Here is a 26,170-nt window from a genome sequence, read left to right on the forward strand (position 1 = left end):
GGCCGCTGCATGCGCCGGCGCCCGATGCGTCACGCGACCCGGAACGTCCCCACCGCCCGACGCAGACCTTCCGCCTGCTCTTCGAGCGACGCCGCGGCGGCCGCGGCCTGTTCGACCAGCGCCGCGTTCTGCTGCGACACCTCGTCCATCTGCGACACCGCGCGGTTCACCTGCTCGATGCCGTCGCGCTGCTCGTTCGACGCTGCCGCGATCTCGGTCATGATGCCGGTCACGCGGCCGATCGCCTGCTGGATGTCCTGCATCGTCGCACCGGCCACGCCGACCAGTTTCGAGCCCGTCGAGACGCGCTCGACCGACTCGCCGATCAGCGTGCGGATTTCCTTCGCGGCCGACGCCGAGCGCTGCGCGAGCGTGCGCACCTCGCCCGCGACCACGGCGAAGCCGCGGCCCTGCTCGCCTGCCCGCGCGGCTTCGACCGCCGCGTTCAGCGCGAGAATGTTGGTCTGGAACGCAATGCCTTCGATGGTGCCGATGATGTCGGCGACCTTCTGCGAGCTCTGGTCGATCTCGTTCATCGTGCCGATCACCTCGCCGACGACCGTCGCGCCGCGCGTCGCGATCTCGCTCGCGTTGTCCGCGCATGCCTGCGCCTCGACCGCGTGATCGGCGTTCTGCTTCACGGTGGCCGTCAGCTGTTCCATGCTCGCGGCCGTCTGCTGCAGCGCAGACGCCTGCTCCTCGGTGCGCTGCGACAGGTCCGTGTTGCCGGCCGCGATCTGGTGCGTGGCGGTCGAGATCGATTCGGAGCCGCGGCTGACCTGGCGCACCGTATCGGCGAGACTGCGCTGCATCCCCGTCACGCCCTTGACCAGCTCGGCCATCTCGTCGCGCGACGACCAGTGCAGCTCGGCCGTCAGATCGCCGTCCGACAGGCGGCGGAAATGCGCGAGCAGCCGGTTCACCGGCTGCGTGATCGCGAAATGCAGCCCGACCGCGCAGCCGAAGCAGGCGGCCAGCCCGAACGCGATGCCGGCGAGCGCGCCGATGCGCATCCAGCCGTAATAGGTCTGCGCGGTGTCGTAGACGTCCTTGCCGCGCGCCGCCTGGTATGCGTCCAGCGCATCGGTCGCCTGCGCGAGCGCGACCGACAGCGGCGGCGCGACCGTCATCAGCAGCCGGTCGGCGTCGTCGCGGCGGCCGCCGCGCATCGCGTCGATCATCGGCTTCAGCGCCTGCCCGATCAGCGCCTGGCGGGCGGCGTCGAGCCGGCTCGCGAGCGGAGCTTCGTCGCCGTCGTGCGGCATCGCCGCGTAGGTGCGCCACGCCGCGTCGGCTTTCGCGAGATAACCTTCGGCCTTGCCGACGAGATCGGGCACCTCCGGCGCGTCCGGATGCACGAGCGCGCGGTCGAGCGTGGTGCGCACGATCATCAGGTTCAGGTTCGCCGCGGACAGCGCCGTCTTCGCGACCATCTGGCGCGTATAGGCCTCGTCGAGCGCGCGGTTCGAACTCTGCATCCCGGCAAGGCCGATCAGGCCCGACACGACGAGCAGCACGGCCACCAGACCGAGCGTGGAAAAGATCCGCGTACGGATCGAAAAGCGGGAAAACAGGGCGTTCAGGTTCATCATGTCGGGAGTGAGCGATGAAAAATGCCGCGGCAATCGGACCGCGGCATTCTTTATTACGGTTTCCCTGCAAAAAACTTGAGTGCGAAGTGTGCTTGCACACTGATCTCGGTCAATTCATCTGACCTGAAATCTCCCGTTACCGCTGCAACAATTCGAGCCACGACGATCATTGATCGGACAACGGAATACGCCTATATTTCGACCGATTCACTGCCAAGGCAGATATTTCAATGGAAACCAATACTCTCGTTGCTGTCCCGCCCACCGCCGCGGCCGGCCGCGACGCGCCGAGCGGGCCGATCGTCGCCGCGCTGCTGCTGGTCATGCTGCTGTCCGCGCTCGACCAGACGATCGTGTCGACCGCACTGCCGACCATCGTCGGCGAGCTCGGCGGCCTCGACCGGCTGTCGTGGGTCGTCACCGCGTACCTGCTGTCGTCGACGGTCGTGCTGCCGCTGTACGGCAAGCTCGGCGACCTCTACGGCCGCAAAGTCGTGCTGCAGGCCGCGATCGCGCTGTTCCTCGCAGGCTCCGCGCTATGCGGCATCGCGCAGGACATGCCGCAGCTGATCGTGCTGCGCGCGCTGCAAGGGCTCGGCGGCGGCGGGCTGATGGTCGTCACGATGGCGGCGATCGGCGACCTGGCGCCGCCCGATCGCCGTGCGCGCTACCAGGGGATGTTCGGCGGCGTCTACGGCCTCGCCACCATCGTCGGGCCGCTGCTCGGCGGCTTCCTCGTCGAGCACCTGTCGTGGCGCTGGATCTTCACGATCAACCTGCCGCTCGGCGCGCTCGCGCTCGCGGTGATCGGCGTCGCGTTCCGCCCGCAGGCGGCGCCCGTCAAGCACCGGATCGACTACATGGGCGCCGCGTTCCTCGCGACGGCGCTCACCTGCGTGATCCTGTTCACCAGCGAAGGCGGTTCGCTGCTGCCGTGGTCGTCGCCGCAACTGTGGCTGACGCTCGTGCTCGGCGCGATCGCGATCGGCGGCTTCGTCTACGAGGAGCGGCTCGCGGCCGAGCCGATCATGCCGCTCGAGTTGTTCCGTCAGCGCACCTTCGTGCTGATGAGCCTGATCGGCTTCGTCGTCGGCATCGCGCTGTTCGGCTCCGTCACGTTCATTCCGCTCTATCTGCAGGTCGTCAAGGGCTCGACGCCGTCGCAGGCCGGCTTGCAGCTGCTGCCGATGATGGGCGGGATGCTGACGATGTCGGTCGCGAGCGGCCGGCTGATCGCGCGGCTCGGCACCTATCGGCCGTTTCCGATCGCCGGAACGCTGCTCGGCGGTGTCGCGATGGCGCTGCTGTCGACGCTGTCGCTCGACACGTCGCTGCATACGATCTACGCGTACATGGCGCTGCTCGGCATCGGGCTCGGCATGGTGATGCCGGTGCTGACGCTCGCCGTGCAGAACACCGTCGAATTCCGGCACATGGGCGTCGCGACCTCAGGTGCGACGCTGTTCCGCTCGATCGGCGGCTCACTCGGCGTGGCCGCGTTCGGCGCGCTGTTCTCGCACGGGCTGCAGTCGCGGCTCGAGCAAGCGCTGCCGGCCGACGTGACGCTGCCGGCCGCGCTCGGGCCGACGGCCGTGCAGCAGTTGCCGGCCGCCGTGCGCGACGCGTACCTGCATGCGTTCGCCGGCTCGCTGCACGGTGTGTACCTCGCAGCGACGGGCGTGATCGCGATCGCATTCGTGCTCGCGTGGTTCGTCGAGCGCGCGCCGCTGCGGACGCGGCGTTGAATCGGCGGTGGCGGCGCGCGAGGCGGGAAAGTGCGCGAGGCGGAAGCACCACGCCGCTGGTCGTCTGCCTCGATTCGAGCAAGCAGTGCGCGTCGGCGGCTTGGTCGAGCGGTAACCGCGCCTGCCGCGCTCACGGCATCAGCGCCATGCCGCCGGTCGTCTGCTGCATTTCGAGCAAGCGGTGCGCGGCGGCGGCCTGGTCGAGCGGCAGTCGCGCCGCACGCGCTCACGGCAGCATCACTACGCCGTCGGTCGTCTGCTTCGATTCGAGCAAGCGATGCGCGTCGGCGGCCTATTCGAGCGGCAGCCCTGCCGCCCGCGCTCACGGCACCAGCACCACGCCGCCGGTCGTCTGCCTCGATTCAAGCAGGCGGTGCGCATCGGCAGCCTGTTCTAGCGGCAGCCGCGCGGCGACCTCCACGTGCATCCCGCGCGCGAACCGCTCGAGCGTCGCGTGCGCCGCGTCCCGATAGCCGGCCACGTCGCGCGCGATGAAGCCCAGCACGCTCGGCCGCGCCAATGCGATCGAGCGCGCCGGGCCGAGCTCGTCGAGATCGATCGTCTGTCGCGCGCCGATCGCGGCCACCTGCCCGATGCTCGCCACCATCCCGAACGGGCGGATGGCGCCGAGCGTGCGGGTCAGCACGTCGCCGCCGATCCCGTCGATCGCGTAGTCGACGCCCGCGCCGCCGCCGAATGCGCGGGCGGCCGCGACGAAATCCTCGTCACGGTAATCGACCACCGCCTGCGCGCCATGCGCGCGCACCAGCGCGGCCTTGGCCGCCGAGCCGACCGTGCCGATCACGCGCGCGCCGAGCGCGTGCGCCCACTGCGTCGCCAGCAGGCCGACGCCGCCCGCTGCCGCGTGGACAAGCACGCTATCGCCGGCCGCCACCTGCCGCACGCGGTGCAACAGCATGTAGACGGTGATCCCCTTCAACAGGCCGCCGGCCACCGTTTCGTCGCTCACGCCGTCTGGCACCGGCACCACGCGCTCGGCGGGCAGCGTGCGCAGGCTCGCGTAGCTGCCGGTCGGCAACCCCGCATAGGCGACCCGCTGGCCGGCGACGACGGCGTCCACGCCCGGCCCGACCGCGTCCACCACGCCGACGGCCTCGACGCCCAGCGCAGCCGGCAGCGCCGGCAACGGATGCGCGCCCGTCCTGAAATAGATGTCGACGAAATTCACGCCGACGGCGGTCTGGCGAATCCGTACTTCGCCGGGGCCGGGCGGCGCGACGGGCGCATCGACGCGGCGCAGCGCACCGGCGTCGCCGTAGCGGTCGATTCCGATGCGGATCGCGGTTTCAGTTCGGGTCATGGCATTCCTCGCGTTCGTATGAAGTGACGCGATCATCCCATCGTGCATAATCGAGCGGAATTCCCATTTCCCGCCCACTTCCTGTGCAAAATTCGACCGATCCATCCAGCGGTTCCGCGCCGGCGATGAGCTGGGACGATCTGCGTTACTTCCTCGCGGTAATGCGCGGCGGCAGCTTGTCCGCCGCCGCACGCGCACTGCAGGTCCAGCATTCGACGGTCGCGCGGCGCATCGACGCGCTGGAGTCGGCGCTGGGCATCCGGCTGTTCGACCGGCTGCCGCGCGGCTGGCCGCCGACCGACGAAGGTCTGCATCTGGCCGAGCATGCGGCGCGCGTCGAGGCCGACGTGCATGCGTTCGCGCGCGCCGCACAGGGCGCGGCGACGCTCGACGGCGTCGTCCGCGTGTCGGCGTCGCCGGTGTTCGCAAGTCATTTCCTCGCACCGCGGCTCGCCCGCGCGCAGCGCGCGTGGCCGGCGCTACGGATCGACCTGATCGGCGACATGCATGCGGCCAACCTGTACGCGCGCGAAGCCGACCTCGCGGTGCGCCTGTCGCGGCCGAGCGAGCCGGGCCTGGCCGCCCGCCGGCTCGGCACGATGCGCTTCGCACTGTGCGCGTCGCCCGACTGGGCCGCCGCGCCGCCCGATACGTGGGCGTTCGTCGGTTACGACGACGCGCTCGCGCAAATGCCGCAGCAGCAGTGGCTCGAACGCTTCGCGGCCGGGCGCCGTTTCGCGTTCATCTCGAACGATCTCGCCGCGCTGCATCGCGTGTGTGTGGCGGGCGCTGGCATCGCGCTGCTGCCGCGGTTTCTCGTCGATTTGCCGGGGATGGAGGCGGGTTCGGTCGCTTCGGGCATTTCGGGTGCGCCTGGCACTTCGATCACTTCGACTGCGCCGCCCGCCTCGACCACTTCGAGCGCATCGAGCGCATCGGGTGCATCGGGTGCTTCGGGTGCTTCGGGTGCTTCGGGTGCTTCGGGTGCTTTACCTGCTTCGACCACTTCGCCCCCTTCGATCGCGACAACCGCTTCGATCACCAAAACCACTTCAACCAATCGCCCCACCGCCCACGCACCCGCCCTAATCGAACTGACATCCGCCCCGCGCTGCGAAATCGAGCGCGAGATCTGGCTGGTCGTCCACCCGGACGTGCGCCGTTCGCCACGCGTGCAACGCGTCGCCGATGCGATCGCTGAAGCGGTCCGCGACGCGGATGGCCATCTGTAGAGCCGGCGCCGCACGCAGCGCGCCCGCTGACCACCGCCTTTACCGCGCCGCCCGACGGCCGGCATAGTAGCGTTTTCATCCGCCCGCCTTGCCGCCATGCCCGACGCTCCCGCCTGCACCGTCCGCGACGCGACCGATGCCGATCTCGACGCCATTCACGCGATCTATGCGCACCACGTACGCCACAGCGTCGCGTCGTTCGAGGAAGCCCCGCCCGACGTCGCCGAATTGCGCGCACGCCGCGACGCGGTGCTGCGCCACGGCCTGCCCTATCTCGTCGCCGAATGCGACGGCCGCGTGGCCGGCTACGCGTATGCGACGCCGTATCGCACGCGCAGCGCGTACCGCCACACGATCGAGGATTCGATCTACATCGACGACGCGCAGCGCGGCCGCGGCATCGGCCGTGCGCTGCTCGCCGCGCTGATCGCGCGTTGCGAGGCCGGCCCGTGGCGGCAGATGATCGCCGTGATCGCCGACGGCGGCACCGGCGGCTCGACGTCGCTGCATCGCGCATTCGGTTTCGAGCCGGCCGGCGTGCTGAAGGCGGTCGGCTACAAGCATGGCCGCTGGATCGATACCGCGCTGCTGCAACGCGCGCTCGGCGACGGCGCGCGCACGCTCCCCGCGACGCCCGACGCCGGCGCGTCGCGCTAGAATGGCCGCATGCCAAAACAGACTCCCAACACGCCTGACGAGGCCGCAGCGGATTCCCGCAACGAGTACACGGTCGACGAACTCGCGCGCGTATCCGACACGACCGTGCGCAACGTCCGCGCATACCAGGATCGCGGGCTGCTCGCGCCGCCCGAGAAGCGCGGGCGCGTCGGCATCTACGACGACACCCACGTCGCCCGCCTGAAGCTGATCAACCACCTGCTCGCGCGTGGCTACACGCTGTCGAACATCCAGGATCTGATCATGGCGATCGACGAAGGCCACGACCTGCGCTCGATCCTCGGGCTGGAAACCGCGATCGGCGGACGGTGGTCGCACGAACGGCCCAAGACCTACTCGCTGGCCGCGCTCGCCCAGATGTTCGGCCCGCAGACGGCGTCCCAGCTGTCGCGCGTAACCGAGTTCGGGCTGCTCGAACGGCACGGCCTGTCGTTCGTCGCCAAAAGCCCCGCGCTGCTCGAGGCAGCGGCCGCGATGACGAAGGAAGGCATCCCGCCGCGTGAATTACTCGACGTGATCAGCGTCGCGCGACCGCACTTCGATGCGATCGCGCGGCTGCTCGTCGATCTCGTCGTGAAGCGGCTCGACCGCTACGACGAAGGCACGCTGCCGCCGGTCACCGACGTGCCGGCGCTCGTCGACGCCATCTGGCGGCTGCGTCCGCTCGCGGCCGTGTTCGTCGAAGCCGAGACCAACCGCGCGCTCGAGAACGCGGCCAGCGCCTATCTGGGCGGCCGCGTCGCGACGATCCTCGACAAGAAGCTCAGCGACGAAGCCGCGCGACAGGCCGGCGCATCCGCCCGCTCCGAGCACGCCGGCCACTCGCCCAAGAAAGGCAACGGCGACAAAGCATAGGACCGCCGCGGTCATATTCATATCGGCAATGCTTGGTTTGCGGGCCCGGTCGCCCGTGCGACGATTCTTCCAACCGAGCGGCACACGCCGCTTTCCGAAGACGTCTCGCATGGAGTCCGTTCGATGATTCGTTTCACCCGCTGGATCGCCCGCATCGCCGTGACGGCGCTCGCCGTCGCCGCCGCGACATCGGCGCTCGCGCAAGGCAGCGCCGACAAGGTCGTACGCATCGGCTATCAGAAGGCCGGCCTGCTGTCGGTGCTCAAAAGCCAGGGCGCGCTGGAGGCGCGGCTGAAGCCGCTCGGCTACGACGTCCAGTGGTTCGAATTCCCGGCCGGCCCGCAACTGCTCGAGGCGCTGAACGCGAACAGCATCGACTTCGGCTATACGGGCGCACCGCCGCCGGTGTTCGCGCAGGCCGCGGGCGTGCGCTTCGTGTACGTCGCCGCCGAACCGCCGTCGCCGCACAACGAAGCGGTGTTCGTGAAGGCCGATTCGCCGGTTCGCTCGCTGTCCGAATTGCGCGGCAAGAAGGTCGCGCTGCAGAAGGGTTCGAGCGCGAACTATCTGTTGCTCGAAGCGCTGAAGAAGGCCGGCGTGCGTTACGACGAGATTCGCCCCGTCTACCTGCCGCCTGCCGACGCGCGCGCCGCATTCGAAAGCGGCAACGTCGATGCATGGGCCGTGTGGGACCCGTATTACGCGGCCGCCCAGAATTCGCTGAAGGTGCGCACGCTGTCAGACTATACGGGCCTCACGCCCGCGTACAACTTCTACGAAGCTACGCGCACGTTCGCCGAACAACACGCGGACGTGGTCGGCACGATCCTGAAGCAGGTGCGCGAGACGGGCCTGTGGGTCAACGGCCATCCGGCCGAGACGGCCGCGCTGATCGCCCCGAAGGTCGGCCTGCCGCTGCCGCTCGTGCAGACGTGGATCCAGCGCGTACCGTTCGGCGCGGTGCCGATCGACGAGAACATCGTGGCCGTGCAGCAGCGCGTGGCCGACGCGTTTTATGCAGCGAAGCTGATTCCGCAGAAGCTGAGCGTGGCGGAGAATGCGTGGACCGACAAGCGGGTGGCAGGCGCGCTGGCGGCGAAGTAATACACGCGGCGGCATCCGCTCGAATCAGGCCGACGGGCGCGCTGCCCGTCGGCCTTCGTGCTTCATCGGTGCCGCGCGCTGCGATACACGCGCTCTGCGTCTGCTGTGCGGACGTCGCACGCAAGCCGCCATCGGCGAACGCTCGCGGCCACCGACCTTGCCGGCTGCGCGACGCGCGCACGACGCGCCACCTCAGCGTCCAGCCACCTTCTTCTGCCGCCACAGACACAGCAGATCACACGCGACGTGCGCGGCCGCGATCGCCGTGATGTCCGCATGGTCGTATGCCGGCGCGACCTCGACCACATCCGCGCCGATCAGATCCACCGCGCTGAGCCCGCGCACGATCGCCAGCGCCTGCGCGGACGACAGCCCGCCGGCAACCGGCGTGCCCGTGCCGGGCGCGAACGCCGGGTCGAGACAGTCGATATCGAAGGTCAGATAGGCGGGCCGCGCGCCGACGATCCCGACGATGCGCTCGACCGCCGCGCGCGCGCCATGGTCATGCACCCACGCGGCATCGAGCCGCTCGATGCCGAGGAAGTCGTCGTTCCACGTGCGGATGCCGACCTGCACCGACGTCGCCGGATCGATCAGCCCTTCCTTCACCGCCTTGTAGAACATCGTGCCGTGATTGAGGCTGTCCGGTTCGTCGTCGGCCCAGGTATCGCAGTGCGCGTCGAAATGAATCAGCGACAGCGGACGGCCGTAGCGCTCCGCATGCGCGACCAGCAGCGGATACGTGATGTAGTGATCGCCGCCGAGCGTGAGCATCTTCGCGCCCGAGCGCAGGATCGTGCGCGCATGCTCGACGATCGCCGGCTTGATCGACAGCGGATTGTGCGCGTCGAACCAGCAGTCGCCGTAGTCGACGGCCGCGAGATCGTCGAACGGGTCGAAGCCCCACGGATACGGATGCAGCTCCGCGAGCTGCACGCTCGCCGCGCGGATCGCGGCCGGCCCGAGCCGCGCGCCGGAGCGATAGGTCGTCGCGAGATCGAGCGGCACGCCGGAAATCGCGACGTCGACGCCGTCGAGCACACGCGAATAGTTGCGGCGCATGAACGACAGCACGCCCGCGTAGGTGTTCTCGATCGACGAGCCGTACGGCGTCGTGCGACGGATCGCGCCGTCGCCATGCAGAAGTTCGGTCATGGTGGAACCTGTCATGCGTGGAATGCGTGGAGGCCGTCCTGCGCAATGGCGCGGGCCGGGCACGGGTTCATCGGGCTCGCACCGGCGCGCATCGCTACGCACGGCCGGGCGGGACAACGTCAATACCGGAAGCGAGCATAGCAAGGCGGACCGCAACCCTTGCCCCGGCGCGACCGGGGCAACGTGCAAAAAAACCGCTTGGTCACGCCGCTCGCGCGCCGTCGTTTCCTAGAAGGATTCGCCGGTTTTCGCGCGCCGTTTGTTCCCGATAATGCGTGCAGCCGCGCGCTCGCCCGCGCGCCGTCCATCGCAAACCATCGCAGACCACCACGATCCGGAGACACCGCGTTGATCGCCACGCTTCCCGCCCCCTATCGCCGGCTCTGGCCGCTCGCCGCCGTCGCCGCGCTGCTGTACGGACTGTCGCTGGTCACCGCGCCCTATCCCGGCCAACCCGTCGCCAAAGCGGCGATGGGCATCCTGCTGCTCGCCGCGGGCAGTGCGTGCCCCGCGCCGCGCGAGCGCGCGTGGCTGTGCGCGGCGCTCGCCACCGCCGTGCTCGGCGACGTGCTGCTCGCGCTGCCCGCGTGGCCGCCGTCGTTCGTGCTGGGCCTCGGCGCGTTCCTGCTCACGCACCTGTGTTATTGCGCGCTGTTCTTGCGCTGGCGCGCGCGGCCGCGCGGCTGGCGCGTCGGCGCTTCGATCGCGCTGTGGATCGCGGCGGCCGCCTGCTACGTCGCGTTCTTCGCACACCTCGGCGATCTGCTCGTACCGGTGGCCGTCTACATGCTGGCGCTGTGCACGATGGCGAGCCTCGCGCTCGCGGCCCGCACGCGCGGGCCGTTGGTCGCGCTCGGTAGCCTGATCTTCGTCGGCTCGGACACGCTGATCGGCGTCGGCCGCTTCATCGGCGTGTTTCCGGGTATCGAGCTGCTGATCTGGGGCCTCTATGCGCTCGCGCAGCTCACGATCGTGGCCGGGGTTTTCCATGAGACGACGGGCGCAACGATCCGGCCCTGAGCGTGTTTCAAACGGGCGGCCGCCGACCGGCTCTCATCTGGCCGCGCGGCCGAACACCGCCGGCGGGTGCTTGCGGCCCTCCCGCACCGCCGCAACACCATACCGTTCCAAACGGCGAAAACCCTTCTGCCACGCGGCTTCCGGCCATTAGAGCGAGCGTTCTAGGCGCTTGCGGTTTCCCGGTTCACGCCCTATCGTTACATCAACCAATGTAACATTCAAAAATGAGCCAGATCGGAGACACCCGGATGAATGCTCGCACGTTGCCTTTCGGCCCGCCCGGCCATGACGGTCAAGACGGCCCGGACGAAACCACCGACATCGCCATCATCGGCACCGGCTTCGCCGGTCTCGGGATGGCCGTTCGCCTGCGGCAGACGGGCGCGACCGACTTCGTCGTCCTCGAGAAGGCCGCGTCGGTCGGCGGCACGTGGCGCGACAACCATTACCCCGGGTGTGCCTGCGACGTGCAATCGCACGTCTACTCGTTCTCGTTCGCGCCGAACCCGCGCTGGACGCGCATGTTCGCGCCTCAGCCGGAAATCCGCGCGTATCTCGAAGACTGCGTCCAGCGTTTCGGCATCGGTCCGCATCTGCGAATGAACCACGAGCTGCAGCGCGCCGAGTACGACGAAGCCGCGCAGCGCTGGCGCCTGACCTTCGCGAACGGCAAGCGCCTGTCGGCGCGCGTGCTGGTGTCGGGGATGGGCGGCCTGTCGCGCGCCGCGCTGCCCGCGATCGCCGGCATCGAAACCTTCGAGGGCCGCGCGTTCCACTCGCAGCAGTGGGACCACGCTTACCCGCTCGAAGGCAAGCGCGTCGCGGTGATCGGCACGGGCGCGAGCGCGATCCAGTTCGTGCCGCAGATCGCGCCGCGCGTGAAAAGCCTCGCGCTGTTCCAGCGCACGCCGCCGTGGATCATGCCGAAGCCCGACCGCAACCTGACGCGCGTCGAGAAGTGGCTGTTCCGCACGCTGCCGTTCACGCAGAAGCTGGTGCGCAGCGGCATCTACTGGATGCTCGAATCGCGCGTGCTCGGCTTCGCGATCCATCCGTCGCTGATGAAGAACGTGCAGAAGCTCGCGCTGCGGCACATCCGCAAGCAGATCCCCGATCCGGAACTGCGCAAGACCGTCACGCCGAACTACACGCTCGGCTGCAAGCGCGTGCTGATCTCGAACGACTACTACCCGGCGCTGTCGCGCAAGAACGTCGACGTGATCACGGCCGGCATCGACCACATCGAAGCCGATGCGGTCGTGACGACCGACGGCAAGCGGCACGAGGTCGACTGCCTGATCTACGGCACCGGCTTCCAGGTCGCCGACCCGTATCCGCGCGGCGCGATCATCGGCCGCGGCGGCCTCGACATCGTCGATGCGTGGCGCGACGGCGCGCATGCGTATCTCGGCACGACGCTGCCCGGCTACCCGAACTTCTTCATGATCGTCGGCCCGAACACGGGGCTCGGCCACAACTCGATGGTGTTCATGATCGAATCGCAGATCGAGTACATCCTCGGCGCGCTGCGCGCGATGCAGCGCGAACGCGCCGACGCGATCGAGGTGCGCCCGCTCGTCGAGGCGCAGTACAACAGCGCGCTGCAGGGCAAGCTGAAGAAGGCGATCTGGTCGACGGGCGGCTGCAAGAGCTGGTACCTCGATCCACGCACCGGCAAGAACACGACGCTGTGGCCAGGCTTCACGTGGCGCTTCCGGCAGGCGACCGCGCACTTCTCGATCGCCGACTACCACGCGTACCGCGCGCCGCAGCACGCTGCGGGCGCGCGGCCCGCAGCAGCGCCGGCCGCTTCCGCATCCACTTCCGCATCCACTTCCGCCGAAGCGGCCTGAGACAGACAAGGAGCAACCGACATGAGAGATTTCTCCAACAAGGTCGCCGCGATCACCGGCGCGGGCTCGGGGATGGGCCGCTCGCTCGCGGTGCAGCTCGCGCAGGCCGGCTGCCATCTGTCGCTCGCCGACAAGAACGCCGTCGGCCTCGCCGAAACCGAGCGGATCGTGCGCGCGATCGCGCCGAAGGTGCGCGTGTCGACGCGCGTGCTCGACGTCGGCGACCGCGACGCGATGTACGCGTGGGCCGCCGACACCGCGCAGGAACACGGCAAGGTCAACCTGATCTTCAACAACGCGGGCGTCGCGCTATCGAGCACGATCGACGGAATGGATTACGCCGACCTCGAGTGGATCGTCAACATCAACTTCTGGGGCGTCGTGCACGGCACGAAGGCGTTCCTGCCGTATCTGAAAGCGTCGGGCGAAGGCCACGTGATCAATACGTCGAGCATCTTCGGCATCTTCGCGCAGCCGGGGATGAGCGGCTACAACGCGACGAAGTACGCGGTGCGCGGCTTCACCGAATCGCTGCGCCAGGAGCTCGACATGATCAAGTGCGGCGTGTCGGCCACCTGCGTGCATCCGGGCGGCATCCGCACCAACATCGCGCAGTCGAGCCGCGTCGCGAAGAACATGGTCGGCTTCATCGTCGAAAGCGAGCAGCAAGGCAAGGACAGCTTCGAGAAGTTCTTCATCACGACCGCGGACGACGCCGCGCGCACGATCCTCGCGGGCGTGCGCGGCAACAAGCGCCGCGTGCTGATCGGCCGCGACGCGAAGGCCGCCGACTGGATGGCGCGCGTATTGCCGGCCGCATACCAGGCACTCGTCGTGCTCGCGACGCGCCGCGAGGCCGCGAAGGCGCGCCGCGCGGCGGCCCGCTACGGCGCCGCGGCCGGCGCGCCGCTGAACGCGACTTACAACAACGCAGGCAATCAGGGAGGAGAACAATCATGACGACCCCGAACATGATGCCGGTGCGGCGCGACATCCGTTTCGCGCTGCCGCCCGAACGCGCGAAGGACTGGCACGTGCAGGGCGTGCCGGTCACGCACTTCATGAACGCGCTGTCGCTGCTGTTTCCGGCCGGCGAGCGCTTCTTCATGGATTCGGTGCGCAACTACCGCGATCGCATCGAGGATCCGCAGCTGAAGAAGCAGGTGCTCGGCTTCATCGGCCAGGAAGCGATGCACACGCGCGAGCACATCGAGTACAACGACCTGCTGCAGTCGGCCGGCCTGCCCGCGCACAAGCTGGACAAGCGGCTGTGGGCGATCCTCGGCTTCTTCAAGAAGGTGCTGCCGCATTCGATGCAGCTCGCGATCACCATCGCGCTCGAGCACTACACGGCGATCCTCGCGAACCAGCTGCTGTCCGGCCACGAGCACCGGATCGACGGCTCGGTCGAAGGCTATCAGCAGATGTGGATGTGGCACGCGATGGAGGAAACGGAGCACAAGGCGGTGTCGTACGACGTATGGAACGCGGTGATGAAGCCGGGAATCGGCAGCTACCTGCTGCGCACCGGCACGATGCTGCTGACCACCGCGATGTTCTGGACCATCGTGTTCGACTTCCACGTGCGGCTGATGCTCGCGCACCGTCGCAAGCACGGGCGGTTCGGCGGGATGGGCCGCCTCGTCAAGTATCTGTACGGCCCGAGAACGGGCGTGTTCCCGAGCATCGCGCGCGAATGGCTCGACTACTTCCGGCCGGGCTTCCATCCGTGGGACCACGACAACCATCAGTATCTGCAGGGGCTCGACACGCTGCTCGCGAACATCGATGCGACCAATGCGCGCTACTCGGCGCAGGCCGCGCCGCGCCGCGTGCCGTTGCACCCGGCCGCACAGGCATGACGCGATGGCGCGCGCAAGCGAGATGCTGACCGTTCGCTCCGGCGACGTGAAACTGGCCGTCTACGTCAGCGGCCCGCGACGCGCGCCGCCGCTGATCCTCGTGCACGGCTATCCCGATTCCGCGGCCGTATGGGCGCCGGTGCGCGCGCGGCTCGCGACGCGCTACCGCGTGATCGCCTATGACGTACGCGGCGCGGGCGCGTCCGATGCGCCGCGCCGGCGCGCGGACTACGCGCTCGCGCGACTCGCCGACGATCTGCAAGCCGTCGCCGCCGCGACCTGCGGCGACCGGCCGTTCCATCTGGTCGGACACGACTGGGGCTCGATCCAGTGCTGGGAAGCCGTCACGGATCCGGCGTGGCGCGGCCGCATCGCGTCGTATACGTCGATCTCCGGGCCATGCCTCGACCACGTGTTCCGCGCGAAGATGCGGCTCGAGCAAAGCCTGAAATCGTGGTACATCGCGTTCTTTCATCTGCCGGTCGTGCCGTCGCTGGTGTGGCGGCTCGGCGGCGCCGCACTGTGGCCGCGCTGGCTGCAGTTGACCGAGCGCGTGCGGCCCGCGCGCGATCCCGCGCAGTTGAAGAATGCGCTGAACGGCTTGCAGCTGTACCGCGCGAACTTCATCGCCACGGCGCGACGGCCGCGCGAGCGATATGCGCAGGCGCCCGTGCAGATTCTCGTGCCGGTGCGCGATCGCTACGTGACGCCCGAGATGTCGGTCGGTCTCGATCGCTGGCTCGCAGAGTACGTGCGCGAGGAGATCGACGGCGCGCACTGGGTCGTGCTGCGCCATCCGGATCTGATCGCGGCGCGGATCGACCGATTCGCGACCATGCATGAAAAGCGCGCGGCCACGGTCGCATAAGGGGGCGCAGGGGCGCACCGGCGGACGATGAGCGGTAGCGGCAATTCAGTGCCGCCAGGCGTGTCGTAATCGGCCACGTCTGTGCTCGACGACAAATTCCCGGTATCCGGAATACCCCGTTCCGAAGCGGCGGTTGGTGTCCTATGCTCGCGGCTCGCCCTGTTCGTCCGCTGCCATGCCTACCGCCCATCCAGCCAGCCCGTCGACCGCCCTGCGCATTCTGCTGCGCAGCATCGGGCAGATCGTGCTGCAGGCCAACGCGTTCACCGGAGTCATGCTGATCGCCGCGCTCGCGCTGACCGACTTGCGGCTCGCGGGCGCGGCACTCGTCGGCGCGGCCGTCGCGAACCTGACGGCGGCGCTGAGCGGCGCCGCGCATTGCCACGTCGAACAGGGCCGGCACGGCTTCAACGGCGCGCTGGCCGCGCTGGCGGCCGTTTCGTTTGCGCCTGCTCCGCTCGCGGCGCTCGCGCTCGCGCCGTCGGCCGCGCTCGGCGCAGCGCTCGTGCAGCGTGCGCTGCGCACGCCGCTCGCCAAATGGCGGCAGTGCCCGTATTCCGCCCCGTACATCGCGGCCACCGCGTTATGGATGCCGCTTGTCGCGGTGCAACACCCGATCGACGCGGCGACGAGCGCGACGCTGACGCCTGCGTCGATCGCGTGCGCACTGTCGTCAGGGATGGCGCAGACCACCTTCGCGCAAGGCGCATGGCCCGCCGCGCTGATCGTCGCCGGCATCGCGGCCGCATCGCGCCGCGCAGCGGCGTTCGCGCTCGGCGGCGCGATCGTGTCGAGCGTGCTGCTGGTCGCGTTCGGCGCCAGCGGCGCGGCGTTCGACGCCGGCCAGCTCGGCGTCAACGGCGCACTCGCGGCGCTCGCGCTGATGTCGCGCGGCACCCGCACGGCGCTCGCCGCAGCCGCGCTCGCCGCGTTGCTCCAGTGGCTCGCGATGCGTGCGGGCCTCGTCGCGCTCACCGCGCCGTTCGCGCTCGCATCGTGGGTCACGGTGGCCGTCGCGCGGCGCTTCCCCCTCGGAGAAACCGATGTCGTCGTTCGCACACCGTCCTGACGCCGTGAAGCGTGGCGGCCCGATCTCGGCTGTCGAGCGACGCGCGCTGACAGTCGCCGCGCGGCCGCGTGACCCTATCGGCCGGCACGCAGCATGCGGCGCTCTGCGCAGGCCGCCGTTGTGCGTCCGCACATTGCGCGGTGACGCGATCGGCACACCAATCGGCGCATAATGCCGAACACACCCGCAGCAGCCGATGGCCACCCGTCCAGGAGACCGCCATGGAAGCGAAGAACGAGGAAGTGGTCGCACATCTGCTCTCCGACGTCGTCGAATTCGCGCGCGCCCGCCTGCCCGAAGCCACGTTCCGGATCGTCGAGCCGTTCCTGCGCCACTACTACGATTTCGTCGACGCCGACGATCTGCAGAACCGCAGCATCGCCGATCTCTACGGCGCCGCGATGGCGCACTGGCAGACCGCGCAGAAATTCGTCCCTGGCAGCGAGCGGTTACGCGTCTACAACCCGATCCTCGAACAGCACGGCTGGCATTCCGATCACACGGTGATCGAGATCGTCAACGACGACATGCCGTTTCTGGTCGACTCGGTGACGATGGCAGTGAACCGCCTCGGCCTCGCACTGCACTCGGCGCTGCACCCGGTGTTCCGTATCTGGCGCGGCGGCAACGGCACGATCGAGCGCGTGGACGCCGGCGGCGCGACGCCCGGCGACGGCAGCTCGCAGCTCGCGTCGTTCATCCATTTCGAGGTCGATCGCTGCGGCGACGCGACGCTGCTCGAGACGCTGCGCAACGACATCGCGCGCGTGCTCGGCGACGTGCGCGCGTCGGTCGAGGACTGGCCGAAGATCGTCGACATCGCCCGCGCGACGATCAAGGACATGAAGGCGCGCGAATCGAGCGCGGAAGACCTCGAGGCGCGCGCGTTCGTCGAGTGGATGGTCGCCGATCACTTCACCTTCCTCGGCCAGCGCGACTACGCGCTCGTGGCCGACGGCAACGGCTTCGCGCTGCGCGGCGTCGAAGGCTCGGGCTTCGGCCTGCTGCGCGAATCGCTGCGCCCGCCCGGCGCAACCGACGTGACGCCGCTGCCGCCGGCCGCCGCCGAGATCATCACCGGCGCGTGGCCGATCTTCGTGACGAAGGCGAATTCGCGCGCGACGGTCCACCGCCCCGGCTATCTCGACTACGTCGGCGTGAAGCTGGTCGGCGCTGACGGCAAGGTCAGCGGCGAGCGCCGCTTCATCGGCCTCTACACGTCGACCGCCTATTTCGGTTCGTACGCCGACATCCCGATCGTGCGGCGCAAATGCGCGAACATCGTCCAGCGCGCGGGCTTCCTGCCGAACGGGCATCTCGGCAAGTCGCTCGTGACCGTGCTCGAGACCTATCCGCGCGACGAACTGTTCCAGGCCGACGAAGACGAGCTCTACGACATCGCGCTCGGCATCCTGCGACTGCAGGAACATCAGCGCACGCGCCTGTTCGTGCGGCGCGACCGCTTCGACCGCTTCGTGTCCTGTCTCGCGTTCGTGCCGCGCGACAAGTACAACACGGACCTGCGGCGCCGCATCGCGAAGCTGCTCGTCAACGCGTACAACGGCGTGAACGTCGAGTTCACGCCGCTGCTGTCGGAATCGGCGATCGCGCGGATTCACTTCGTCGTCCATGCCGAACCGGGCACGATGCCGGACGTCGACACGCGCGAGCTCGAAACGCGGCTCGTGCAGGTCACGCGCCGCTGGCAGGACGACCTCGCGGATGCGCTGCTCGACGCGTTCGGCGAAGAGCAAGGCAACCGGCTGCTGCAGCGCTATGCGGACTCGTTCCCGGCCGGCTATCGCGACGACTATCCGGCGCGCACCGCCGTGCGCGACATCGAGCTGATCGAGCGCGTGAAGGCGTCCGGCCGGCTCGCGATGAACCTGTACCGGCCGATCGAGGCCGGCGCGCGCGCGTTCCGCTTCAAGGTGTATCGCGCGGGCGACCCGATCGCGCTGTCGCGCAGCCTGCCGATGCTCGAGCATCTCGGCGTGCGCGTCGACGAGGAGCGCCCGTACCGGATCCACACGCAGGACGGCGCGCATGCGTGGGTGCACGACTTCGGCCTCGAGCTCGCCGACGAGACCGAGTTGGACATCGAGCGCGTGAAGGATCTGTTCGAGGACGCGTTCGACCGCATCTGGAGCGGCCGGATCGAGAACGACGACTTCAACCGCCTCGTGCTGCGCGCGCATCTGAGCGCGCGCGAAGTGACGATCCTGCGCGCGTACGCGAAATACCTGCGTCAGGTCGGCTCGACGTTCAGCGACGCGTACATCGAGCGCGCGCTGACCGGCAACCCGGCGCTCGCCCGCCAGCTCGTCGAGCTGTTCCTGCTGCGCTTCGACCCGGCGACCGGCGGCACGCGCGAGGTGCAGGTCGAGCGCATGCTGAAGGCAATCGAGACGGCGCTGGACCAGGTGCCGAACCTCGACGAAGACCGCATCCTGCGCCAGTTCCTCGGCGTGATCAACGCGACCGAGCGCACCAACTACTTCCAGCACGACGGCGACGGCGAAGCGAAGCCCTACCTGTCGTTCAAGTTCAACCCCGCGAAGGTGCCCGGCCTGCCGGAGCCGAAGCCGATGTTCGAGATCTGGGTGTACTCGCCGCGCGTCGAGGGCGTGCATCTGCGCGGCGGGCGCGTCGCGCGCGGCGGCCTGCGCTGGTCCGATCGGCGCGAGGACTTCCGCACCGAGGTGCTCGGGCTGATGAAGGCGCAGATGGTGAAGAACGTCGTGATCGTGCCGGTCGGCTCGAAAGGCGGCTTCGTCGTCAAGAATCCGCCGCCGCCGACGGATCGCGAAGCATGGCTGCGCGAAGGCATCGCGTGCTACCAGACGTTCCTGCGCGGGCTGCTCGACCTGACCGACAATCTCGCCGGCAACGCGATCGTGCCGCCGCCCGACGTGGTGCGGCACGATCCCGACGATCCGTATCTCGTCGTCGCGGCCGACAAGGGCACGGCCACCTTCTCCGACTATGCGAACGCGATCTCGCACGAATACGGCTTCTGGCTGGACGACGCGTTCGCGTCCGGCGGCTCGGTCGGTTACGACCACAAGAAGATGGCGATCACCGCGCGCGGCGCGTGGGAGTCGGTGAAGCGGCATTTCCGCGAGATGGGCGTCGACACGCAGGCGACCGACTTCACCGTGGTCGGCATCGGCGACATGTCGGGCGACGTGTTCGGCAACGGCATGCTGCTGTCGCCGCATATCCGGCTCGTCGCCGCGTTCGATCACCGGCACGTGTTCCTCGATCCGGATCCCGATCCGGCGGCGAGCTTCGCGCAACGCCAGCGGATGTTCGCGCTCGAGCGTTCGAGCTGGGCCGACTACGACGCGTCGACGATCTCGGCGGGCGGCGGCATCTACCCGCGCACCGCGAAGACGATCACGCTGTCGCCCGCCGTGCAGGCGGCGCTCGGCATCGACGCGCACGCGCTGCCGCCGACCGAGCTGATCCGCGCGATCCTGCAGGCGCCGGTCGACCTGCTGTACAACGGCGGGATCGGCACCTACGTGAAGGCGACCCACGAGACGCACCAGCAGGTCGGCGACCGCGCGAACGACGCGGTGCGCGTGAACGGCGCGGAGCTGCGCTGCAAGGTGGTCGGCGAAGGCGGCAACCTCGGCTGCACGCAGCTCGGCCGCATCGAGTTCGCGCAGCGCGGCGGGCGCATCAACACCGACGCGATCGACAACTCGGCCGGCGTCGATTGCTCGGATCACGAGGTCAACATCAAGATCCTGCTCGGGCTCGTGGTCGGCGACGGCGAAATGACCGACAAGCAGCGCAACGCGCTGCTCGCGGAAATGACCGACGAAGTCGGGCTGCTGGTGCTGCGCGACAACTACTACCAGACGCAGGCGCTGTCGATCGCGGGCCGCTACGGCGTCGAGCTGCTCGACGCCGAGGCGCGGCTGATGCGCTGGCTGGAGCGCGCAGGCCGGCTGAACCGCGTGATCGAATTCCTGCCGACCGACGACGAGATCGCCGAACGCCACGCGGCGAAACAGGGGCTGACGTCGCCCGAGCGCGCGGTGCTGCTCGCGTACAGCAAGATGTGGCTGTACGACGCGCTGCTCGAGTCGGACGTGCCCGAGGATCCGCTCGTCGCCGCGATGCTGGTCGACTATTTCCCGAAGCCGCTGCAGCAGCGCTTCAGCGAGCCGATGCAGCGCCACCCGCTGCGCCGCGAGATTCTCGCGACGCATCTCACCAACGCGCTCGTCAACCGGGTCGGCTGCGCGTTCGTGCACCGGCTGATGGAGGAAACCGACGCGAAGCCGGGCGACATCGTGCGCGCGTGCATCATGGCGCGCGACGTGTTCGATCTCGATGCGGTGTGGCGCGACATCGACGCGCTCGACAACCGCGTCGCCGACGACGTGCAGGCGCGCATGTTCGTCGACGTCGCGCGGCTGCTCGAACGCGCGGCGCTGTGGTTCCTGCGGCACCTGCAGTCGGGCGCGGTGGCCGACGGCAGCGTGGCCGGGCTGATCGCGCGCTGCCGCGACGCGGTGCAGCGCATCGCGCCGCAATTGCCGTCGCTGCTGCCGGCGAGCGACCTCGACGCGCTGTCGGAGCGGCAACGCGTGCTGGTCGACGCGGGCGTCGACGGCACGCTCGCCGCCCGCGTCGCGAGCGGCGACATCTCGGCCGCGCTGCTCGACATCGCCGAAGTGGCGGCCACCTGCGAGCGCAGTCTCGAACTGGTCGCGGGCGTGTACTTCTCGCTCGGCACGCTGCTGAACTACGGCTGGATCGCCGAACGGGCCGCCACGTTGCCCACACCGACGCATTGGGACATGCTCGCGCGCGCCGCCGCGCTGGCCGAGATCGCGCGGCTCAAGCGCACGCTCGCGACCAGCGCGCTCGCCGAATCGGCCGACTCGACGGCACCCGAGACGATCGTCCACGCATGGCGCGAGCGGCGCGACGCCGCGCTGCAGCGCTACGACCACCTGCTCGCCGATCTGCGGGCGTCGGGCGGCGCGAGCCTCGCGGTGCTGCTCGTCGTCGTGCGCGAGATCGCGGTGCTCGAACGCGCGTGACGGGCGGCAACGCGACGGGCGTCAGACCGTTGCGACGAGCAGCTCTTCGGCGTTGTTCGGCGGCCGCAGGCCGTCGGCACGGCCGGCGAAATAGCGGCGCGCGAGCGCGTCGGCCGACACGTGCTCGGCGCGCGCGAAGCCGGCGGCCGTCGCGAGCGCACGGATTTCGTCCGGCATGAAGAAGCTGATGAACGGCGTGCCGCTCGCGCGCGCGCCCTGCTCGGCCATCTCGAGCCCCGGCCGCACGTCCGGGTCCGCATGCTCGAGCGGCAGCAGGAACGTCATCGCGAACGTCGTGCCCGGCGCGAGCGACGCGACTTCGCGCAACGCCGCCGCGTTCGCTTCGCGCGTCAGGTACATGCTGACGCCGGTGGACACCACGACCGCCGGCTTGCCCGCGTCGAAACCGGCGCGCACCAGCGCGTCGCGCCACGACTGCTTCGCCTCGAAGTCGACCGGCACGAAGCGCAGCCAGTCCGGCACGCCGAAACCGAGCTCGACGAGCCGGCGGCGCTTCCACGCTTGCGGCGCGGGCGGATCGACTTCGAAGACGGTCACGCGCGACGCCATCTCCGGCCGGCGCTGCACGAAGCTGTCGAGGCCCGCGCCGAGGATCACGTACTGGCTCACGCCCTGCGCGGCCTGCTCGACGACGAGGTCTTCGATGAAGCGCGCCCGCGCGACGATCGACGCGCGAAACGGCCGCGTGAACTGCGGGTCCATGTCGCCGCGCTGCTGCCAGCCGGGCGCCGGCGCGAGCAGGCGCAAGCCGATTTCGTCGGCGAGCACGTGCGGCGGCGCGTCGAGTTCGACGTGCAGCGCGCGCCACAGCGCGACGCGCGCGGCGGTGCTGTCGGGTGCTGCTTCGCAATCGCTCATCGCCGTCCCCTCACGCGGCCGGCTGGCGCGGCGCCGGCAAGCGAGATGTTGTGATCGGTCTCGAATTCCAGCGTGAACGCCGGCGCCTGGAAGAACTTCGCCGACTTGCCCCAGTTGTGCGTGGTGAGATACGCCGCTTCGATTCGCTCGGACGACACGTCATTCCTCCTCGGTAGGCGGCCGCCCCGGCTGCGGCGCGGCCAGATAGGCGCGCAAGGCGTCGGCCACCAGCGCGGACAACGACTGCTGCGCTTCGATGGCCCGGAATTTGCCCCGCCGGATCAGGCTGAGCGGCAGGTACACGTTGAATTGCTTCCCTTCTTCGTCGTTCATGCTTGCCAGCGTGCTAGCAAAATAGCAAAAGTCAAACGCGGAGGCGCGGCCCCACGGCCGCGCAATCCGCGTTCAGATATTGCCGGCCCGCGCGGCGACCCGCGCGAACAGCGCGTCGAGATCGAAGCCGGCGGTGTCGATGCCGATCGTGTCGCGCAGGCACGCGCCCCACGCGGCCGCGTCGTCGAACGTGACGGTGCGCCCGGCGCCGGCCGCGTCGCGCAGCGTCAGCACGGTGTTGAACAGCGCCGCGCGGCCGGTCGGCAGCACGCGGCACGCGATCAGGTCGTTCACGAAGATCGATTCGGGATAGGTCGACGTGAACCAGTTCGCGGCGTCGTAATCGATCCACTCGGCCGGCTTCAGCGAAAAACGGTAGGTGGTTTGCCAGCCGTCGGGAATCTCGAACTGCATGTCGAACTCGCCGTCGACCGGTGCGTCGACGACGCGAAACGCGCCGTGCGGCGTCAGCTGCCGCTCGCCCGGCGCGAAGCGCAGCGGCGCGGTGAGCGTCGCGCTGCCGAAGCCGATGTCGGCGAGCCACGCCGCGCCGTCCAGATCGATGCGCAGCAGCATGTGCGTCTGCGCGGTGACGGCCTCGGGCGGCCGCATCCAGCGCACGCGCGCGATCAGCGGCGTGACGCGAAAGCCGAGCGTCGTGAGCGCCGTGTAGAACAGCTTGTTCAGTTCGAAGCAATAGCCGCCGCGGCGGCGCGCGACGACCTTGGCGACGATCGCCGGCACGTCGAGCGCGACGCGCGCGCCGGTGAGCGGATTGAGGTTTTCGAACGGGATCGCCTGCGGATGCAGCAGATGCAGGCGGCGCAGCACGTCGAGCGTCGGCTCGGCCGGGCCGTCGTAGCCGATGCGGGCGAAGTAGCGCGAAAGGTCGAACGAGTCAGTCATGAAGCGGCACCGGAAGCGGAGAACACGTCACGATAGCATCGCGCGAAATCCCCCGGTTGCACGGGGCCATCGCGCGCAGCGGCGGCGCGCGCCGCCGGCGTTACGGCAGCAGCTTCAGCGCGGAAGACGCCACCGGCGGCACCGAAATGCCCTGGATCGTCGCGAACTGCACGGCCTGGCTGAGCGTCGACGCGAGCGACTGCAACTGGCTCGGCGCGCTCTGCGCGATATACGACGCGGCCTGCATGTTTTGCGGATCGAGCCCGGCCTGCAGCAGCGACGCGGCGCTGGTCGAACCGAGGCCGTTCAGCCCAGACTGCAATTGCGAGTACTGCGTGAGGCCTTGGCCGAGCGACGCGAGGCCGTTGCTGAACGCCTGCTTGTCGACCGCGCCATGCGTCGCGCCGCCGCTCGCGAACGCCTGCCCGAGCGCCTGCGACACCGACTGCTGCGCGCCGCCCATCTGCGACAGCACGGCCGGCGTCAGCGCATTGCCGCCGCCCAGCAGGCTGGCGGCCTGTTGCGCCTGGCCGGCCGCACCGGTGAGCCCCATCGCCGACGCGAGCGACGACTGGCCGGCCAGCACCTGCTGGTTCGCGCCGAGGTAGGCCTGCATCAGCTGCGCAATGCCGCCCTGCGAAGGCGCGGCCTGCTGCTGACCGCCGCCGAGCAGCGCCGAGCCGATCGACTGAAGGTCGAGCTGCGCATCGGCGTGACCGTTCATGCCGAGCAGCATGCCGAATGCGATGCCGGCCGCTGCCAGCTGCTTGCCCGTCGCGCGAATGTGCTTCATCAGTTTCCCTCGTGCCGAATGATTGAGGCCGATATTGTCGAAGCGCGTCGCGCGCCGCCGCAACGACTGAAACACATCGAAACGAAATCGCACGCGGCCATCGCTTGCAATTGCGCCGCGCGTGCCGTTGGTCGCGCGCATTCGTCGGCAGCGGCCGCGCGATGGGCCGCTATCGCCGGAATTCGTTCCTCACGCGCATCAATGTCGCGGGTCGGCGGCTTCGCGAGACGATCGCGCGGCGCGCACTACGTGCCCATTACGCGCCCACTACGCACTCACTACGCGGCCATCCAGCCGGGCAGCCGCCGGCCGACCCAGTCGGCCGCCTGCTCGTAGCCGCGCGCGAGCTGCAGCACCGCGAGATCCGCGCGCGGCCGGCCGATCAGTTGCATCCCCATCGGCAATCCATCGTCGTTGAAACCGACCGGCACGCTGATCACCGGACAGCCGGCCAGCGTCCACGGCACGACCGTTTCCATCCAGCGGTGATAGGTGTCCATCGGGCGGCCCGCGATTGCCTGCGGCCAGCGCAGCTCGACGTCGAACGGGAACACCTGCGCGCTGGGCGCCGCGATGAAGTCGTAGCGATCGAAGAAGCGCAGCACGGCCTGATGCCACGCGGTGCGCTCGACGCTCGCGTCGAACACGGCCGCGCCGCCCATCGCAAGCAGCCCTTCGACCTCGTAGATCGCCTCGGGCTTGAGCAGCGCACGCCGCGCCGGGTCGCGATAGTGCGCGAGCAGCCCGCCGCCTGCGAGCAGATGCCGATGCGCGAGCCACAGCCGCCAGATGCGCTCCGGCGCGAAGGCCGGCAGCGCGGCATCGACGTCGCAGCCGATCTCGCGCAGCGTCGCGAGACCCTGTTCGCACTGCGCGAGCACGCCGGGCTCGGTCGCGAGATAGCCGTCCCAGTCGCCGACCCACGCGATGCGCCGGCCGCGCAGATCCGTGTCCAGCGGCGTCGCGAACACCAACGGCTGCTCCGCGAGCGACAGTGGATCGTTCGCGTCGTAGCCGGCCTGGATCGCCAGCAGTTGCGCGACGTCGCCGACCGTGCGGCCCATCGGCCCTTCGGTGCCGAGCTGCTGCATGAACACGTCGACGGCGGGCCAGCGCGGCACGCGGCCCTGCGACGGGCGCATGCCGTAGACGTTGCAGAATGCCGCAGGATTGCGCAGCGAGCCGCCGAAGTCGCTGCCGTCGGCCACCGGCAGCATGCGCGCCGCGAGCGCCGCGGCCGAGCCGCCGCTGCTGCCGCCGGCGCTGCGCGTCAGGTCGTACGGATTGCGCGTCGCGCCATGGACGTCGTTGAACGTGTGCGAGCCGAGGCCGAACTCCGGCGTGTTGGTCTTGCCGATGAAGATCGCGCCGGCCGCCCGCATGCGGCCGACGCCGATCGAATCGGCCTGCGGCACGTGATCGCGGAAGATCGGCGAGCCGTAGGTCGTGCGCAGCCCCTTCGTCATCGCGAGATCCTTCGGCGCCTGCGGCATCCCGTGCAGCCAGCCGTGGTATTCGCCACGGGCCAGCGCCGCGTCCTTTTCCGCGGCTTCGGCGAGCAAGGTCGCGCGATCGCGCAGCGAAATCAGCGCGTTCACCGCACCGTTCACCCGCTCGATGTGATCGAGATATGCACGCATCGTCTCGACGCACGAGACCGCCTTGCGGCGGATCGCCGACGCGAGCTCGCCGGCCGACAGGCGCACGAGCGGATCGACGGGGATGGAGGCGGGAGCGAGATACGGGGCGCGGTGCGGCATGCGGGTTCTCCTGGGATCGGGATGGGCCGAGGGCCGCGCGATGGCGGCGCTCCGTTCCGGACAGCCGGAATGGAGGCGCGCT

The 26,170-nt window shown here is 69.4% G+C and carries 21 protein-coding genes; 12 read left to right on the top strand and 9 right to left on the bottom strand.

Annotation, left to right across the window (positions count from 1 at the left end; all coding sequences use genetic code 11):
* Positions 1 to 29 precede the first annotated feature (29 nt).
* Entirely contained in the window at positions 30 to 1,589 is a 1,560-nt protein-coding gene (locus MYA_RS22830) for a methyl-accepting chemotaxis protein (protein WP_041494308.1), read from the bottom strand.
* A gap of 233 nt (positions 1,590 to 1,822) precedes the next feature.
* Between MYA_RS22830 and MYA_RS22835 the strand changes: the two genes are divergently transcribed.
* Complete coding sequence (locus MYA_RS22835; protein WP_014725245.1) at positions 1,823 to 3,337, top strand: MDR family MFS transporter; 1,515 nt, start codon at positions 1,823 to 1,825, stop codon at positions 3,335 to 3,337.
* Between the two features lie 322 nt (positions 3,338 to 3,659).
* Here the strand turns inward: MYA_RS22835 and MYA_RS22840 are convergent, their stop codons facing one another.
* Entirely contained in the window at positions 3,660 to 4,658 is a 999-nt protein-coding gene (locus tag MYA_RS22840) for a quinone oxidoreductase family protein (protein ID WP_041494196.1), read from the bottom strand.
* 125 nt (positions 4,659 to 4,783) lie between these two features.
* Between MYA_RS22840 and MYA_RS22845 the strand changes: the two genes are divergently transcribed.
* The 4 genes from MYA_RS22845 (at position 4,784) to MYA_RS22860 (ending at position 8,527) form a co-directional block, all read left to right on the top strand.
* Positions 4,784 to 5,890, top strand: coding sequence for a LysR family transcriptional regulator (locus MYA_RS22845; protein WP_014725247.1), 1,107 nt, complete (start codon positions 4,784 to 4,786; stop codon positions 5,888 to 5,890).
* Between the two features lie 96 nt (positions 5,891 to 5,986).
* Positions 5,987 to 6,547, top strand: coding sequence for a GNAT family N-acetyltransferase (locus MYA_RS22850; RefSeq protein ID WP_011882469.1), 561 nt, complete (start codon positions 5,987 to 5,989; stop codon positions 6,545 to 6,547).
* 9 nt (positions 6,548 to 6,556) lie between these two features.
* The gene (locus MYA_RS22855; protein WP_014725248.1) at positions 6,557 to 7,423 is read left to right on the top strand and encodes a MerR family transcriptional regulator; all 867 of its coding nucleotides are present in this window, start codon (positions 6,557 to 6,559) and stop codon (positions 7,421 to 7,423) included.
* A gap of 123 nt (positions 7,424 to 7,546) precedes the next feature.
* The gene (locus MYA_RS22860; RefSeq protein ID WP_014725249.1) at positions 7,547 to 8,527 is read left to right on the top strand and encodes a sulfonate ABC transporter substrate-binding protein; all 981 of its coding nucleotides are present in this window, start codon (positions 7,547 to 7,549) and stop codon (positions 8,525 to 8,527) included.
* A 192-nt stretch (positions 8,528 to 8,719) separates the two neighbouring features.
* Here the strand turns inward: MYA_RS22860 and speB are convergent, their stop codons facing one another.
* A complete protein-coding gene (speB, locus tag MYA_RS22865; protein ID WP_041494197.1) occupies positions 8,720 to 9,682 on the bottom strand; it encodes an agmatinase in 963 nt (320 codons plus the stop codon).
* A gap of 348 nt (positions 9,683 to 10,030) precedes the next feature.
* Here speB and MYA_RS22870 point away from each other — a divergent pair, with 348 nt between their 5' ends.
* The 7 genes from MYA_RS22870 to MYA_RS22900 all read left to right on the top strand — a co-directional run bounded on the left by MYA_RS22870 (position 10,031) and on the right by MYA_RS22900 (position 21,417).
* Complete coding sequence (locus MYA_RS22870; protein ID WP_014725251.1) at positions 10,031 to 10,702, top strand: lysoplasmalogenase; 672 nt, start codon at positions 10,031 to 10,033, stop codon at positions 10,700 to 10,702.
* A 248-nt stretch (positions 10,703 to 10,950) separates the two neighbouring features.
* Positions 10,951 to 12,555, top strand: a complete 1,605-nt coding sequence (locus MYA_RS22875; RefSeq protein ID WP_014725252.1) for a flavin-containing monooxygenase — start codon at positions 10,951 to 10,953, stop codon at positions 12,553 to 12,555.
* 21 nt (positions 12,556 to 12,576) lie between these two features.
* Positions 12,577 to 13,515 carry an SDR family NAD(P)-dependent oxidoreductase gene (locus MYA_RS22880; protein WP_014725253.1) on the top strand — a complete coding sequence of 313 codons (939 nt, stop codon included), beginning with the start codon at positions 12,577 to 12,579 and terminating at the stop codon, positions 13,513 to 13,515.
* Positions 13,512 to 14,417 carry a metal-dependent hydrolase gene (locus MYA_RS22885; protein ID WP_014725254.1) on the top strand — a complete coding sequence of 302 codons (906 nt, stop codon included), beginning with the start codon at positions 13,512 to 13,514 and terminating at the stop codon, positions 14,415 to 14,417. Before MYA_RS22880 ends, MYA_RS22885 begins: the two co-directional genes overlap by 4 nt.
* Before the next feature lie 4 nt (positions 14,418 to 14,421).
* Positions 14,422 to 15,285 (top strand): alpha/beta fold hydrolase, encoded by an 864-nt coding sequence (locus MYA_RS22890; protein ID WP_050991237.1) that lies wholly within the window; start codon positions 14,422 to 14,424, stop codon positions 15,283 to 15,285.
* A gap of 175 nt (positions 15,286 to 15,460) precedes the next feature.
* A complete protein-coding gene (locus tag MYA_RS22895; RefSeq protein ID WP_014725255.1) occupies positions 15,461 to 16,354 on the top strand; it encodes an urea transporter in 894 nt (297 codons plus the stop codon).
* A gap of 221 nt (positions 16,355 to 16,575) precedes the next feature.
* Positions 16,576 to 21,417 carry an NAD-glutamate dehydrogenase gene (locus MYA_RS22900; protein ID WP_014725256.1) on the top strand — a complete coding sequence of 1,614 codons (4,842 nt, stop codon included), beginning with the start codon at positions 16,576 to 16,578 and terminating at the stop codon, positions 21,415 to 21,417.
* A 21-nt stretch (positions 21,418 to 21,438) separates the two neighbouring features.
* Here the strand turns inward: MYA_RS22900 and MYA_RS22905 are convergent, their stop codons facing one another.
* The 6 genes from MYA_RS22905 to MYA_RS22920 form a co-directional block, all read right to left on the bottom strand.
* Positions 21,439 to 22,296, bottom strand: coding sequence for a class I SAM-dependent methyltransferase (locus MYA_RS22905; RefSeq protein ID WP_011882479.1), 858 nt, complete (start codon positions 22,294 to 22,296; stop codon positions 21,439 to 21,441).
* Positions 22,293 to 22,454, bottom strand: coding sequence for a hypothetical protein (locus tag MYA_RS31995; RefSeq protein ID WP_011882480.1), 162 nt, complete (start codon positions 22,452 to 22,454; stop codon positions 22,293 to 22,295). The genes MYA_RS22905 and MYA_RS31995 overlap by 4 nt, the downstream gene beginning before the upstream one ends.
* A 1-nt stretch (position 22,455) precedes the next feature.
* On the bottom strand, positions 22,456 to 22,629 hold the full coding sequence (locus MYA_RS32000) for a hypothetical protein (RefSeq protein ID WP_014725257.1): 174 nt from the start codon (positions 22,627 to 22,629) through the stop codon (positions 22,456 to 22,458).
* A 72-nt stretch (positions 22,630 to 22,701) separates the two neighbouring features.
* On the bottom strand, positions 22,702 to 23,535 hold the full coding sequence (locus MYA_RS22910) for an arylamine N-acetyltransferase family protein (RefSeq protein ID WP_014725258.1): 834 nt from the start codon (positions 23,533 to 23,535) through the stop codon (positions 22,702 to 22,704).
* Between the two features lie 100 nt (positions 23,536 to 23,635).
* Complete coding sequence (locus MYA_RS22915) at positions 23,636 to 24,328, bottom strand: hypothetical protein (protein WP_011882483.1); 693 nt, start codon at positions 24,326 to 24,328, stop codon at positions 23,636 to 23,638.
* A 278-nt stretch (positions 24,329 to 24,606) separates the two neighbouring features.
* Positions 24,607 to 26,088 carry an amidase gene (locus MYA_RS22920; protein ID WP_014725260.1) on the bottom strand — a complete coding sequence of 494 codons (1,482 nt, stop codon included), beginning with the start codon at positions 26,086 to 26,088 and terminating at the stop codon, positions 24,607 to 24,609.
* Between the last annotated feature and the right edge of the window lie 82 nt (positions 26,089 to 26,170).

Origin of the sequence: Burkholderia sp. KJ006 (genome assembly GCF_000262695.1) — a bacterium.
Lineage (GTDB): Bacteria > Pseudomonadota > Gammaproteobacteria > Burkholderiales > Burkholderiaceae > Burkholderia > Burkholderia vietnamiensis.

Bases quoted from the DNA above. Each gene is read 5' to 3' on its own strand.
- MYA_RS22880 (WP_014725253.1), top strand. From the start codon at position 12,577: ATGAGAGATTTCTCCAACAAGGTCGCCGCGATCACCGGCGCGGGCTCG.
- MYA_RS22905 (WP_011882479.1), bottom strand. From the start codon at position 22,296: ATGAGCGATTGCGAAGCAGCACCCGACAGCACCGCCGCGCGCGTCGCG.
- MYA_RS22845 (WP_014725247.1), top strand. From the start codon at position 4,784: ATGAGCTGGGACGATCTGCGTTACTTCCTCGCGGTAATGCGCGGCGGC.
- MYA_RS22890 (WP_050991237.1), top strand. From the start codon at position 14,422: ATGGCGCGCGCAAGCGAGATGCTGACCGTTCGCTCCGGCGACGTGAAA.
- MYA_RS22910 (WP_014725258.1), bottom strand. From the start codon at position 23,535: ATGACTGACTCGTTCGACCTTTCGCGCTACTTCGCCCGCATCGGCTAC.
- MYA_RS22915 (WP_011882483.1), bottom strand. From the start codon at position 24,328: ATGAAGCACATTCGCGCGACGGGCAAGCAGCTGGCAGCGGCCGGCATC.
- MYA_RS32000 (WP_014725257.1), bottom strand. From the start codon at position 22,629: ATGAACGACGAAGAAGGGAAGCAATTCAACGTGTACCTGCCGCTCAGC.
- MYA_RS22855 (WP_014725248.1), top strand. From the start codon at position 6,557: ATGCCAAAACAGACTCCCAACACGCCTGACGAGGCCGCAGCGGATTCC.
- MYA_RS22835 (WP_014725245.1), top strand. From the start codon at position 1,823: ATGGAAACCAATACTCTCGTTGCTGTCCCGCCCACCGCCGCGGCCGGC.
- MYA_RS22895 (WP_014725255.1), top strand. From the start codon at position 15,461: ATGCCTACCGCCCATCCAGCCAGCCCGTCGACCGCCCTGCGCATTCTG.
- MYA_RS22860 (WP_014725249.1), top strand. From the start codon at position 7,547: ATGATTCGTTTCACCCGCTGGATCGCCCGCATCGCCGTGACGGCGCTC.
- MYA_RS22900 (WP_014725256.1), top strand. From the start codon at position 16,576: ATGGAAGCGAAGAACGAGGAAGTGGTCGCACATCTGCTCTCCGACGTC.
- MYA_RS22875 (WP_014725252.1), top strand. From the start codon at position 10,951: ATGAATGCTCGCACGTTGCCTTTCGGCCCGCCCGGCCATGACGGTCAA.
- MYA_RS22920 (WP_014725260.1), bottom strand. From the start codon at position 26,088: ATGCCGCACCGCGCCCCGTATCTCGCTCCCGCCTCCATCCCCGTCGAT.
- speB (WP_041494197.1), bottom strand. From the start codon at position 9,682: ATGACCGAACTTCTGCATGGCGACGGCGCGATCCGTCGCACGACGCCG.
- MYA_RS22885 (WP_014725254.1), top strand. From the start codon at position 13,512: ATGACGACCCCGAACATGATGCCGGTGCGGCGCGACATCCGTTTCGCG.
- MYA_RS22830 (WP_041494308.1), bottom strand. From the start codon at position 1,589: ATGAACCTGAACGCCCTGTTTTCCCGCTTTTCGATCCGTACGCGGATC.
- MYA_RS22840 (WP_041494196.1), bottom strand. From the start codon at position 4,658: ATGACCCGAACTGAAACCGCGATCCGCATCGGAATCGACCGCTACGGC.
- MYA_RS22850 (WP_011882469.1), top strand. From the start codon at position 5,987: ATGCCCGACGCTCCCGCCTGCACCGTCCGCGACGCGACCGATGCCGAT.